The sequence below is a fragment of the Agrobacterium sp. a22-2 genome (assembly GCF_012276985.1).
GTDB lineage: Bacteria > Pseudomonadota > Alphaproteobacteria > Rhizobiales > Rhizobiaceae > Allorhizobium.
Map to the genome: position 1 here is coordinate 179,574 of NZ_JAAXMM010000012.1, position 12,935 is coordinate 192,508.

Annotated in this window: 9 protein-coding genes; all 9 read right to left on the reverse strand. The window is 63.4% G+C overall.

Features of this window, described 5'->3' with window-relative positions; genetic code table 11:
* Window positions 1–13: 13 nt before the first annotated feature.
* The gene (locus HFC70_RS19300) at window positions 14–2,011 is read right to left on the reverse strand and encodes a CocE/NonD family hydrolase (protein ID WP_168474914.1); all 1,998 of its coding nucleotides are present in this window, start codon (window positions 2,009–2,011) and stop codon (window positions 14–16) included.
* 160 nt (window positions 2,012–2,171) lie between these two features.
* Window positions 2,172–3,803 (reverse strand): ABC transporter ATP-binding protein, encoded by a 1,632-nt coding sequence (locus HFC70_RS19305; RefSeq protein ID WP_168474915.1) that lies wholly within the window; start codon window positions 3,801–3,803, stop codon window positions 2,172–2,174.
* Window positions 3,796–4,623: an ABC transporter permease gene (locus HFC70_RS19310; RefSeq protein ID WP_168474916.1), complete on the reverse strand. Its 828-nt coding sequence runs from the start codon at window positions 4,621–4,623 to the stop codon at window positions 3,796–3,798. The genes HFC70_RS19305 and HFC70_RS19310 overlap by 8 nt, the downstream gene beginning before the upstream one ends.
* Window positions 4,620–5,627: an ABC transporter permease gene (locus HFC70_RS19315; protein WP_168474917.1), complete on the reverse strand. Its 1,008-nt coding sequence runs from the start codon at window positions 5,625–5,627 to the stop codon at window positions 4,620–4,622. The genes HFC70_RS19310 and HFC70_RS19315 overlap by 4 nt, the downstream gene beginning before the upstream one ends.
* 101 nt (window positions 5,628–5,728) lie before the next feature.
* Window positions 5,729–7,318: an ABC transporter substrate-binding protein gene (locus HFC70_RS19320; RefSeq protein ID WP_168474918.1), complete on the reverse strand. Its 1,590-nt coding sequence runs from the start codon at window positions 7,316–7,318 to the stop codon at window positions 5,729–5,731.
* A 580-nt stretch (window positions 7,319–7,898) separates the two neighbouring features.
* Complete coding sequence (locus tag HFC70_RS19325) at window positions 7,899–8,798, reverse strand: amino acid ABC transporter substrate-binding protein (protein ID WP_168474919.1); 900 nt, start codon at window positions 8,796–8,798, stop codon at window positions 7,899–7,901.
* Window positions 8,799–8,838: 40 nt separating this feature from the next.
* Window positions 8,839–9,735 carry an amino acid ABC transporter substrate-binding protein gene (locus HFC70_RS19330; RefSeq protein WP_168474920.1) on the reverse strand — a complete coding sequence of 299 codons (897 nt, stop codon included), beginning with the start codon at window positions 9,733–9,735 and terminating at the stop codon, window positions 8,839–8,841.
* Window positions 9,736–9,824: 89 nt separating this feature from the next.
* On the reverse strand, window positions 9,825–12,110 hold the full coding sequence (locus HFC70_RS19335) for a bifunctional diguanylate cyclase/phosphodiesterase (protein ID WP_168474921.1): 2,286 nt from the start codon (window positions 12,108–12,110) through the stop codon (window positions 9,825–9,827).
* A gap of 242 nt (window positions 12,111–12,352) precedes the next feature.
* Window positions 12,353–12,916: a nucleoside 2-deoxyribosyltransferase gene (locus tag HFC70_RS19340; RefSeq protein WP_168474922.1), complete on the reverse strand. Its 564-nt coding sequence runs from the start codon at window positions 12,914–12,916 to the stop codon at window positions 12,353–12,355.
* Window positions 12,917–12,935: the final 19 nt, after the last annotated feature.

The following is a 12,935-nucleotide window of genomic DNA, read 5'->3' on the forward strand; positions in this document are numbered from 1 at the left end:
GCACGCCGCCCGGTTACATGAAGTCGCGCGGCACGGCCTTTTCGAAGGTCTTGTCAAAAATCTGCGTTTCACCCTCGAAGGCCGTGACCTGGGCGTCGATCAGCCATGATGTGGCCGTGCAGGCGATCGACGAGGTGGAGACCGTGCGCACCGACCAGCCCGGCCGCTGCATGTCGCAGGTCCAGGTGGAGGTGCCGGTCATCGACAGGGGATCGCCTGGGGTGATCGACCAGACTTCCTCGCGGATCTGGCGGGTCGACAGGCCGGTGTCGGGATGCTCGAAAAGGCCGGTATCCTCCAGGATATAGTAGCTGGTGCCATTGCCGGAGAGATCGCGCAGCACCTGGCGCTGCGTTTCGCCGGGGATATGCTCGATGTATTTGGGCAGCGGATCGGGATTGTCCGGCTGCTTCATGTCGAGCGCCTGATGGGCGCCGAGACGCGGCAGATCGAGTTTGAGCGAGGCGGTGTCGATGGTCAGGCCCGGATCGGTCGGGGTGGGCAGCACCATCGGCCAATAGGCGGTGGACAGCGACAGGCGGATGCGGTGGCCGGCGCGCAGGCGATAGCCGCAGGCATCGAGCGTCAGGGTGATCTCGACCTTCTCGCCCTTCGGCATGGGTTCTGGCGCGGCATTACTGTTGCGGTGGGCGAGGTTGAGCACGCCGAAGGAGACGCGGGTGGCCGTGCCGTCCGGGTGGACGTCGACCAGCCGGGCGCACAGATTGGCAAAATCGCCATCGCAGGCAAGCGACAGAGTGAGAACAGGGCGTCCGAGGCAGTCGAGATCGGCGATCAGCGGTTCGGTTTCGAAGCAGAGCGATCCGGCATCGTCGCCGCGCTGGTCGAGCGCCATTTCCGCGTCGGGCTTCAGGGTGAACCATTCGCCGGCGGCGGTTCCGGTATCGAGCGGCGATTTGAGATAGACGTCGCGAACAGCGTTGCCGGTCGGCATGCCCGCCACAAGCTGGCCGGCGCCGTTGACGGCAAAGGGCTCGAGCTCCGGCGTACTCCAGTGCTGCTTGGCGATCCAGCGGCCGGGATCGACATCGCGGCGCGGCGCCGGGCGGATCGCGTCGAGGATATAGGCGCGCACCTGCGGCAGGTCCTCGACGCCGTTCGGCTCATCGCGCAGCCAGCGGTTCCACCAGCGGATCGCTTCTCCGAGGAAATCGGCGCGGGGCTTCGGCCAGGCGAAATGCGGATATTTGTGCACCCAGGGGCCGATCAGTGCCTTTGCCTTGGAGCCCAGGCCCTCGACGGCCTTCAGCGGCGTGTTGCGATAGCCGTCGGCCCAGCCGGCAATGACCAGGGCGGGGACCTTGAAGGCGTCGAAATCCTCGCAGATCGATCCGTGGTGCCAGAAGGCATCGCGCCGCTGGTGCGACAGCCATTCCTCCAGGAAGAAGGGTTCGTTTTCAAGCCGCTCCAGCCACATGTCGCGCCAGCGCTCTCCGACCAGGGCCGGGTCGGGCGAGCGCGACTGGTAGCCGAGCATGGTCGCCGCCCAGGACAGCTGCGCCGAGAGATGGCAACCGTTCTTGTAATGGATGTCGTCATTGTAGCGGTCGACGGTCGAGGCGATCGAGATGACGGCTTTCAGCGCCGGCGGGTTCATGGCGGCGACCTGCAGGCAGTTGAAGCCGCCCCAGGAAATGCCCATCATGCCGACGGAACCGTTCGACCAAGGCTGGGCGGCGATCCAGGCAATCAGTTCGCAGGCATTGTCCAGTTCCAGGGCTGTGTATTCGCCATCGATGACGCCGTCGGATTCGCCCGATCCGCGGATATCGACGCGCACGCCGGCAATGCCCGCCGCGGCAAAGGCGGGATAGGTGGATTCGTCGCGCGGGCTCGTTCCGTCGCGCTTTCTGTAGGGCAGGAATTCGAAGACCGCCGGCACGGGATCGGCCGTGGCGCCCTCCGGCATCCAGATGCGGGCAGCGAGGCGCGTGCCGTCTTTCAGGTGGATCCATTCGTTTTCAATGACGGTGTAGGGGCGAGGGGGCATGGGGGGCTTTCACTTCAAATGGTGTTTGTCGAGACTTTCGCCCCTCATCCGCCTGCCGGCACCTTCTCCCCGCAAGCGGGGAGACGGACGCAAGTGGTTGGGGCGCGATCTCCCTCTCCCCGTTCACGGGGAGAGGGCTGGGGTGAGGGGCGGCGCGATGCTAGTTCCCAGCGCTCTCCATCTTCCGGGTGGCGATGGCCTGTTCGAGCCAGCCGATCTGCATTTCGGGCACGGATTTCAACAGCAGGTCGGTGTAGTCGTCGAAGGGCGGCGACAGGACCTGCGATTTCGGGCCGAAGCGCACCAGCCGTCCCTTGTGCATCACCGCGACGCTGTCGGCGATGGCGCGCACGATGGCGATGTCGTGGGTGATGAACATGTAGGAGACCTGGGTCTCGGCCTGCAGTCGCATCAGCAGGCTCAGGATGCCCTCGGCGACCAGCGGATCGAGCGCCGATGTCGGCTCGTCGCAGAGGATCAGTTCGGGCTTGGCGGCCAGCGCCCGGGCAATCGCGACGCGCTGCTTCTGGCCGCCGGACAGTTCGGCCGGATAACGGTCGACGAAGCCAGATGCCATCTCGATCTGCTCCAGCAATTCCTTGACGCGGGCGGTCTTCGCCGCGCCATGCAGGCCGAAATAGAAGCTGAGCGGCCGGCCGATGATGTCGCGCACCGTCTGGCGCGGGTTCATCGCCGTATCGGCCATCTGGTAGATCAGCTGGATGCGGCGCAGGTCGTCGCGCGAGCGGCTTTTCAGCGCCGGGGTCAGAGGGGTGCCGTCGAAGGTCACCTGGCCGGACAAAGGCGGCAGGAGGCCGGTGATGACGCGGGCCAGCGTCGACTTGCCGGAACCGCTTTCGCCGACCACCGCCAGCGTCTGGCCCTTCGGCAGATGCAGCGACACGTCGTGCAGGACCTTGAAGCCGTTCGAGTAGCCGGCGGTGACATGCTCGACCTTCAGCAGCGTATTGCTCTGGTCGGTGGCCTCTTTGCGCTTCTCCTGGCGGACATTGACCAGAGCGCGGGTGTAGTCCTCGCGCGGCGCCTCGATGATCTGCTGGGCGGTGCCGTATTCCACTGTCTTGCCGTGGCGCAATACCATGATGTCGTCGGAGATCTGCGCGACGACGGCCAGGTCATGGGTGATGTAGAGCGCCGCCGTGCCGGTTTCCTCGATGGCATGCTTGATGGCGGCCAGCACGTCGATCTGGGTCGTCACGTCAAGGGCGGTGGTCGGCTCGTCGAAGACGATCAGTTCCGGATGGGAGCAGAGCGCCATGGCCGTCATGGCGCGCTGCAACTGGCCGCCGGAGACCTGGTGAGGAAAGCGATCGCCGAACTGGTCGGGGTTCGGCAGGCCGAGCACACCGAACAGGTAGGTGGCACGCTTTCGGGCCTCTTCGCGGTTCATCAGACCATGGGCCAGCGTCGCCTCGATCACCTGGTCGCCGAGTTTGTGGGCCGGGTTGAAGGCGGCGGCGGCCGATTGCGCGACATAGCAGACCCTGGCGCCGCGGATTTTACGGATGCCGCCCTTGCCGAGTTTCAGCAGGTCCTCGCCATCGAGCAGAACCTCGCCGCCGGTGATGCGGACGCCGCCGCGGCCATAGGCCAGCGCCGACAGGCCGATGGTCGACTTGCCGGCGCCGGATTCACCGATCAGTCCGAGCACCTTGCCCTTTTTCAGGTCGAAGGACACGCCCTCGACGATGGTGACGTTTTTCGGCGGTTCGCCGGGCGGATAGGATGTCGCTTCGATCTTCAGATTGCGAACGGAGAGAAGCTCAGGCATCGCCGCGTCCTCCTTTGAGGCTTGAGGTGCGTTTCAAGAGCCAGTCGACGACGAGATTGACGCAGACCGCGAGTGCGGCGATGGCGGCTCCGGGCACGAGGGCTGCGGATATGCCGAAGATGATGCCGTCCTTGTTGTCCTTGACCATGCCGCCCCAGTCGGCGGCCGGCGGCTGGATGCCGAGGCCGAGGAAGGAAAGGGTCGAAAGGAAGAGGATCGAGAAGGCGAAGCGCAGGCCGAATTCGGCAATCAGCGGCGTCAGGGTGTTGGGCAGGATCTCGCGGAAGATGATCCACAGCTTGCCTTCGCCGCGCAGCTTTGCTGCCTCGACGAATTCCATCACCGCCACGTCGAGGGCCACGGCCCGGCCGAGGCGGTAGACGCGGGTGCTGTCGAGGATGGCCATGACGAGGATCAGCACGAAGAGGTTCTGCGGCAGCACGGCCAGCACCACCAGCGCGAAGATCAGGGTGGGGATCGACATCATCAGGTCGTTGAAGCGCGAGAAGACCTGGTCGATCAGGCCGCGCGACACGGCGGCGGTGAAGCTGAGCGCAATGCCCAGCGAGAAGGAGATGACGGTGGCGGCCAGGGCGACGGCGAGCGTGGTGCGGGCGCCGTAGATCATGCGCGAGAGGATGTCGCGGCCGAGATTGTCGGTGCCGAGCGGAAAGGCGCCGCCCATCGGCTCCCAGACGCCGCCGACGATCTCGCGTTCGCCGAACGGCGCGATCCACGGGGCGAAGATGGCACAGAAAAAGGCAAGCGCAATGCCGAACAGGCCGATCCATGCGGTCAGGGTCAGGTCTTTCACTCTCATCGCGGATGCCTCAGCCGGGGATTGGCGACGATGGCGATGATATCGGCCACCATGTTGAGCAGGATATAGACCGCGGCGAAGATCAGGCCGCAGGCCTGCACCACCGGCATGTCGCGGACCGTCACGGCATCGACCATGTATTGGCCCATGCCGGGATAGACGAAGACCACCTCGACCACCACGACGCCGACGACCAGGTAGGCGAGGTTGAGGGCGACGACGTTGACGATCGGGGCGATCGCATTGGGGGCGGCATGCTTGACGATGGCGCGGAAGGCGGAAAGGCCCTTGAGTTCGGCCGTTTCCATATAGGCCGAGGCCATGACCGAGAGGATGGCGGCCCGCGTCATGCGCATCATGTGGGCCAGCACGACGAGGACGAGCGTTGCGGTCGGCAGGGCGATGGTCTTCAACCGCTCGGCAAGGCCCATGCTGTCATAGACCGTGGCCGGGAAGGTGGCCACCCCCATCTGGACGGCAAAAAACAGGATCAGCAGATAGCCGATGAAGAATTCCGGCAGGGAGATCGCCGCCAGCGACAGCACGTTGATGATCTTGTCGGGCACGCGCTCGCGAAAATGCACGGCGACCATGCCGAGCCCGACGGCCAGCGGCACGGAGATCGCGGCCGCAAACAGCGCCAGGAACAGCGAATTGCCGAGGCGCTTGCCGATCTGCTCGCTGACCGAATTGCGGCTGGCCCAGGACGTGCCGAAATCGCCCTGCAGGGCATTACCGAGCCATTCGAAATAGCGGGTGGCGATCGGCCGGTCGAGGCCGAGATCGGCGCGGATATTGGCGACTGCCTGCGGCGTTGCGGACTGGCCGAGATAGGTGGTGGCGAAATCGCCGGGCAAGGCCTCGACGCCGCCGAAGATCAGCACGGAAACGGCCAGCAGCAACAAAGCGCTGAGGCCGAGGCGCTGCAGGATGAGGGTGAGCAGCGGATAGCGGGCAAAGAGCGATGGCCGCTCCGGCCCGCCGCTGTCGGCGATGTTCGTCATGACATTCGTGCCCCTGGTGAAACGGCCCAATACGGGGCCGGAGAGGTCGGTCTCCGGTCCCGTGCGAAGGTTCGGCGGACGGCAAGCCGTCCGGTTTCAGCTCAGGCGTCGAGCCAGACGCGGGTGGCGACGTAGCCGTTCGACATGTCGTTGCCGATGTCGTGGACGTAGCCCTTGACCGCCTTGGTCGAGGCATTCACGAAATCGTTGAACATCGGCAGGATCAGGCCGCCTTCGTCGCGCACCATCATCGCCATGTCGCGATACATCTCCTTGCGCTTGGCCTCGTCGAGCTCGGAACGGGCTTCGAGCAGGATCTTGTCGAAGTCCGGGCGCAGGAAGCGGGTGTCGTTCCAGTCGGCGGTCGACAGATAGGCGGTCGAATACATCTGGTCCTGGGTCGGACGGCCGCCCCAGTAGGAGGTCGAGAAGGGCTGGACGTTCCAGACGTTCGACCAGTAGCCGTCGCCGGGCTCGCGCTTGACCTCGATCTCGATGCCGGCCTTCTTGGCGCTTTCCTGGTAGAGGACCGCCGCATCGACGGCGCCCGGGAAAGCGACTTCCGAAGTGCGCAGCAGGACAGAACCCGAATGGCCGGACTTCTTGAAGTGGAAGGCGGCCTTGTCGGGATCGTAGGCGCGCTGCTCGATGCCCTCGGGGAAGAGCGCATAGGTTTCGTTGATCGGGAAGTCGTTGCCGACCTTGCCGTAGCCGCCGAGGATCTTCTCGACCATGGTTTCGCGGTCCATGGCGTATTTCAGGGCCAGCCGCAGGTCGTTATTGTCGAACGGCGCCGTGTTGCAATGCATGATGAAGACGTAGTGGCCGCGGCCTGACGTGTTGAGGATCTCCACGGTCGGCGCGCGCTTCAGAAGCGATACGGTCTTCGGGTCGACGCGGTTGATGAAATGCACCTGGCCCGAGGAGAGGGCGGCGATGCGGGCCGTCGCATCGTTCATGCCGATGATTTCGATCGTGTCGACATAGCCGCGGTCGGTGCGCCAGTCGTTGGGGTTCTTCTCCAGCGTGGCGCGGACGCCGGGCTCGAAGCTGGTCAGCTTGTAGGGGCCGGTGCCGACCGAGGCCAGCGGATCGTCAATGCCGCCGTTCGGCTGGATCACCAGATGGTAGTCGGTCAGCAGCAGCGGCAGGTCGGCATTGCCTTCGGTCAGCGTCAGGACCAGGTCGCCGCCGCTCGTGCTGATCTCCTTGATGGACTTCATGACGCCGAGCGCGCCGGATTCGGACTTTTCGTCGGTATGGCGCTTCAGGGTGGCAACGACGTCCTCGACGGTCAGTTCCTTGCCGTCATGGAACTGGACGCCCTTGCGGATCTTGAAGGTCCAGGTGGAGGCGTCAGCCGAAGGTGCCCAGCTTTCGGCGAGTGCCGGAACGGCAGCGCCGGTCAGCGGGTCGCTCTCGACCAGCATGTCGCCCCAGCAGCGGCCGACGCAGAACATGAACTGCGACAGGAATTTCGCCGGGTCCTTGCTGTCGGTTGCCGAGCCGCCTTCGAGGCCGAGCTTCAGATGGCCGCCGCGCTTGGGCTCCTGGGCGGAGGCGCTGGAGGCGTAGAGTGTGCTGGCCGCCGTCAAGGTGAGGCCGGCCGCCATGGCGCGTCCCATGAATTCGCGACGGCTCATGCCGCCGGATGCGACGCGGCTCGTCAGATGTCCGGTGTAATCGGTCATTCCCTGTTCCTTCTCTGGTTATTTGTCGCCCGAATTCTTGTTTTTCGTTCGGTGCGTGGTGGCAAATGGATCTGTGGCTGGAATTCCTCGTGATATTGAAAAGCTTGATCTGAAATTACCATCGGCCGTGTCACAGGCCGATGGCGCGTATCCGCTCAGTGTCTCCCAGACGAGCTCGCGGCATACTGCAGCCCGCGGCGGCCGTCCGTGCGGTCACATGTTTGGCTATGATAAGACAGATTTGGCGAACAGGCCGGCGGATTGGCTTTTCCTGCAGGCCTCTCATGGTCGCTTTTCCAAGGCTTTGCGGCCTGGCTCGCATGGGGTCACTCAACGCAGATGGTCTCCTTCGGCAAGTGAACGCGCGCTGCGACGGCATTTTAACCGCCGCATTGAACCCTGTCTGAAATAATGTCTGCTTCCTGCGTCTTTGCAGTGTTCACAGCGACATAATTTGCCGCTGATACGACGGAGTCATAAAGGGTGGGAGGTATTGCACGGAGGGAGGGCACCGGCCGCAAGATTGCAATTGCCTGCTTTGCCAGAGGCAGGGCGGCCATCGCGCGCCGCCCTGCTGCGCTCAATCCTTGGGAATGCTCGGATTTAAGAAGGCGCGGCGCAGTTCCTCCGACATCGGAAGGCGCATGTTGATGCCGTCGGGCGGAATGGGCTTGGTGAACCACTTGTCGTAGATCGCATTGATCTCGCCGCTGCCGTAGATTTCCAGCAATGCTGTATTCACGGCATCCCGGAACTCGGTGTCTTCCCGGCGCACCATCAGCCCATAGGGCTCGGGCCAACCGAGCGAATCGCTCGACAGCATATAGTCGTCGGGATGTTCGGAACTGGCGACCATGGCGGCCAGAAGGATGCCGTCCATGACGAAGGCCGAAGCCCGGCCTTCCGTGACCAGCTTGAAGGCGTCCTTGTGGGTCTCCACCGGCATGACGGCGATGTGCAGGCCGCGTTCACGGTTGGCGGTGGCGAGCTGGCCGAGATTGGTGGTGCCGGATGTGGCCACCACCGTATGGCCGGCCAGATCAGCCATGGTGCGAAGATTGTTCTTCTTCAGCGAAACGAACTGGGTCCCGGTGACGAAGTGGCTATAGGAGAAGGCGACGCTCTTGCGGCGCTCGGCATTGTTGGTGCTGGCGACGCATTCGATATCCAGGGCGCCGTCCCGCAGCATGGCGACCCGGTTGCGCGGCGTTCGCTCGACATATTCGATTGCCAGCGCGGCAAGCCCGAGCTGCTGTTTCAGGTGATCCACCACGCGCACGCAGAGATCCGTCGAGTAGCCCATGACGGTTCCGTCCGGCGTCCGGTAGGAAAAGGGGATGTCCTCGGCGCTGTAGCCGAGCCGGATCACGCCGGTCTCGGCGATCTTTGCCAGTGTCGAGGTCGGCGCCTGAGCCCATCCCGCTCCAGCGGAAAGGCTGAGTGCCATTGCGGTCAACGCGGATACAACAAGTCCTGACATGGTCTTTCTCCCGATTTTCGGCCGTATCTGCCCGTCGATCCTATTCCATGTATTCCTTCGGTGCGGCGAAGGCCTGTTTCAGGGCCTGGGCCATGGGCAGGTTCAGGTTCATGCCGTCCGGCGGGATCGGCGCGGTAAACCACTTGGCATACAGCGTGTCGATTTCCGGACTGGTGAAGATCGACTCAAGCGTGGCGTTGACCACCGTCTTGAATTCGTCGTCGCCATGGCGCAGCAGCAGACCATAGGGCTCCAGCTTGCTCAGAAGCTCGTCCGAGAGTGCAAATTTCGACGGATCGGGGGATTGGGCGATCATGGCGGCGAGCAGGATGCCGTCCCAGACGAAAGCCGAGGCACGACCGCTGGCCACGAGTTCGAAGGCCTCATTGTTGGTCTTGGTGGGCATGACGCCGATGTTGAGCTGCTTCTCGCGGTTGATGGTGTTCAACTGGTCGATATTCACGGTGCCGGAAGCGGCGGCGACGGACCGACCGGCCAGATCGTCGATCGTCTGGATATTGTCGGCGCGCCGCGTCACGAACTGGGTGGCGGTGGCAAAATGCGGATACGAGAATCCGACTATTTTCCGTCTTTCGGCATTGTTAGTCGTCGCCGCGCATTCCACATCGATCTTGCCGCTCTTGACCAGCACGAAGCGCGTGGCCGATGTCGCCGCGACATATTCTGTTTTGAGCGTATCGAGCTTCAGATGGGCCTTGATGCCTTCCACGACACGGTGGCAAAGGTCCATCGAAAAGCCGATGATCTGGCCATCCGGGGTCTTGTAGGAAAAGGGCGGCTCCGCCTCCCGGTAGCCGAGGGCGATCGTGCCGGTCCGGGCGATTTTGGCGAGCGTGCTTTCCGTAGTTTCGGCCCTTGCGGCGACGGGAAGCAAAAGGCAGGGAAGAATGCACAGAGTCAAAGTCAGATTACGCATGTCGCTTCTCCGATCGTTGCCCGCGCGTGGCGGACGATGATCGTCCGTGAGCCCGCTGCGTGCTGGTGGGTCTGTCTTTCATGGGCATGCTATGTCGCGTAGCTGAGGACGGGACGTGCCTCTCGACCCTCATCTGGTCCGCAATCCGTCTCCGCAAAGGGTTTGGGTCTTGCAAAATAGTAGCCTTGCGCATTGGTGCAGCCGGCTGCTTTCAAGATCAGCAACTGCTCTTCGGTCTCGACGCCTTCGGCGGTGACTTCCATGCCCAGTTCGCGGGCCAGGTTGGTGATGGCGCCGACAATGGCGCGGGATGTGGCGTGGGTCGGCAGGTCGGCCACGAAGCCGCGATCGATCTTGATCTTGCTGAAGGACATGTCGGCGAGATAGCTGAGCGAGGCATATCCCGTGCCGAAATCGTCGAGCACGATCGATATGCCCATGGCACGCAGGGTTTCCAGCGCCTGCCGGCTTTCCGCGCCGGCCAGCATGACGGATTCGGTGACCTCAAGCTCCAGCCGCGATGCGGCCAGCCCCGTCGCCTCCAGGGTATCGCCGACGGTCTTGATGATCGAGCCGTGGCGAAGCTGGACGGGCGAGAGATTGACGGCGAGCCGGATGCGCGGCGGCCAGGCGACGGCATCCTCGGTGGCGCGGCGCAGGACCCATTCGCCGAGCGCGACAATCACGCCGGTTTCTTCCGCCAGCGGAATGAAACGGTCTGGCGAGATCAGTCCCAACTGTGGATGGCGCCAGCGCACCAGCGCCTCGAAACCACACACGATGTTGCTGGCGATGTTGACGAAGGGCTGGTAATGCACCTCGAATTCGTTGCGCTGCAGGGCGAATTTCAGATCCATCTCCAGCGCATGCTGGTCCTGCACCACCATGTCCATGCCTTCCTCGAAGACGATAGACGTGCCGCGGCCGGCGGCCTTGGCGCGGTAGAGGGCCAGATCGGCATTCTGCAGCAGCTGGCTTGCCGTGACGCCGTGCAGCGGCGCGCAGGCGATGCCGATGCTGGTGCCGACAACCACTTCGTGGTCCTCCAGCAGGAAACCGGAGGATATGGTTTCCAGCAGCCGTGCCGCGAGCCCGCGGGCTTCCACCTCGGGATCGCGCGCGACCCGCTGGACAATCGCGAACTCGTCGCCGCCGAGCCGTGCCGCAAGGTCGCCGGGGCCCAGAACAGTGGTGATGCGCTCTGCGGTCGTGGTCAGAAGCAGGTCGCCGCAGGCATGTCCGAGCGTGTCGTTGACGACCTTGAAACGATCGAGGTCGAGCAGCAGGACGTTGAAACCGTTCGATGTGGCCATGGTTTCAATGGCTTTGTCGAGCGTGTTCATCAGCAGCGTTCGATTGCCGAGGCCGGTCAGGGCATCGTGATGGGCCATGTGCTCCAGCTTGACGGCCATGTCGCGGATCTCGCGCAACCGGGCGCGCTCGACCACCGCCTCGCGCAAGGCCTCGATGGCGCGCGCCATGTCGCCGATCTCGTCGCTGCGCCCCTGAAAGGGCGTGACCTTGTCGGTGACTTCGCCGGCGATTTGCAGCGTGGCCTGCACAAGAGCCGGTACGGGCTTGAACAGGCGCTTGGCCATGGTGGTGGCTACCACGCCCGTCAGGACGAGGATGGCCAGCAGCATGACCAGCGAGTTGCGGATCAGCTCGTCCTGGGCGCGGTTGAGGCTGGTGGCCTTGCCGATGCTGACGGCCACGACGCCGAGCACGTCGCCATTGGGGCTGACGATCGGCAGAAGGCCGATATAGTGCTTGCGGCCGCCGATCGTCGCAAATCCGGTCGCAAAGCGCCCAAGGCTACCCTCGCTGGCAAACAGCGGTTCGTCTGCGGCAACAAAGGGGTTCTCGTCGGACGGATTGCCCGACGATGCTGCGACATCGAAGAACCTGCCGGCCTGGCGATCATAGCGAAACAGCCAAGTGTCGTTCTTGGTCTGGGCGGTGACCAGCGCCAGCACATCCGTCGGGTTGAAGCCAGTGTAGAGAATGGAATCGTCGTCGCCGATCGGCTGCGTCGTGACGATGCGTTCGACCTGGCCACTCCTGTCGGTCTCGATGACGACATAGGTATAGATATTGCGCAAGGTGGCGCTGGCGATCTGGGTATTGACCCGCGCCTGGTTGTTCCACTGTTCCTTGGCCGCCTCGACGAACATCAACCAGCCGACCAGGGCACCGACGCTATAGGCCAGCATGATGCCGCCCAGAAAGACGATGATGATCTTGAACAGGAGCGACTTTTTCCAGGCGGTCGCAAGCGTGAAGATGGATCTCCGGGCAACCGACGCACTTTCGCCAGCATTGAGGGGCTTCCCTGGTGCTGCAGCGTAGTTTGCTTCGGGCCGTTCATCCGTCATCTAGTGCGCGCCATTCAAAGTCTAACGTGATAAATGTCTGCAGAGTATGCGCAGGTTCACCTCAATTCTCGCAATATAGAGACCCAAGGTTTCCAATTGGTTTGGAACGGTGCGTCCACTATCAATAATTACCTGTAATAGTTGATGCATCCTTAAGTCGCAGCCGTGGGAAAGTGCGGTCGCACAAGGCTTGCAGCGTCAAACGACCTTGCAGTATATCCCCTGTCCTTGACGTCGACGTTTCAGGTTTCCGATATTGCCTTGAGACAGGCCTCGAAGGCGGTGAGGTCGCTGTAAAGCCGGTCGGGCGCAGCGCGATGGACCATCACGGCGCCGCCGCGACGCTCGATGCCACCCTGCAGCATGAGGTTGTCGACCATATCGAAATTTTCGAGCGACAGGCCGTCGGGGCCGCGCTTGCGGCCATCGTCGCCCTCCCGCACATTGCCTTGGTAATAGGCCAACAGCCGCTCGTGATGATCGTCGGCGACATTGGTATAGGCGTAGACCCGTTTGCCTTGCGCGCACATATAGCCCAGTTCGAAGGCGGTGCCGGTGTCGGCCGCCAGGCCGCGAAACGGCGTGAGATTGGCGATGATCGCGTCGGCCATGTTCATCATGTGCTCGTCGATGGCACTGATTGCCTGACCCATGCCGCGCCGGCTGTCGGCGGGCGGAATTTCCAGGTCGCCCGGGCAGAGCGGTGTGAAGCCGTAGGCGCGGGCAAGTGCCGCCTTGGCATCCAGTACCTGGCGGGCATCGCGCAGGAAAACTTCGGGACCGGCGAGGTAGATTTTCAGCGTCATGGTGAGATCCAGTTAGGGC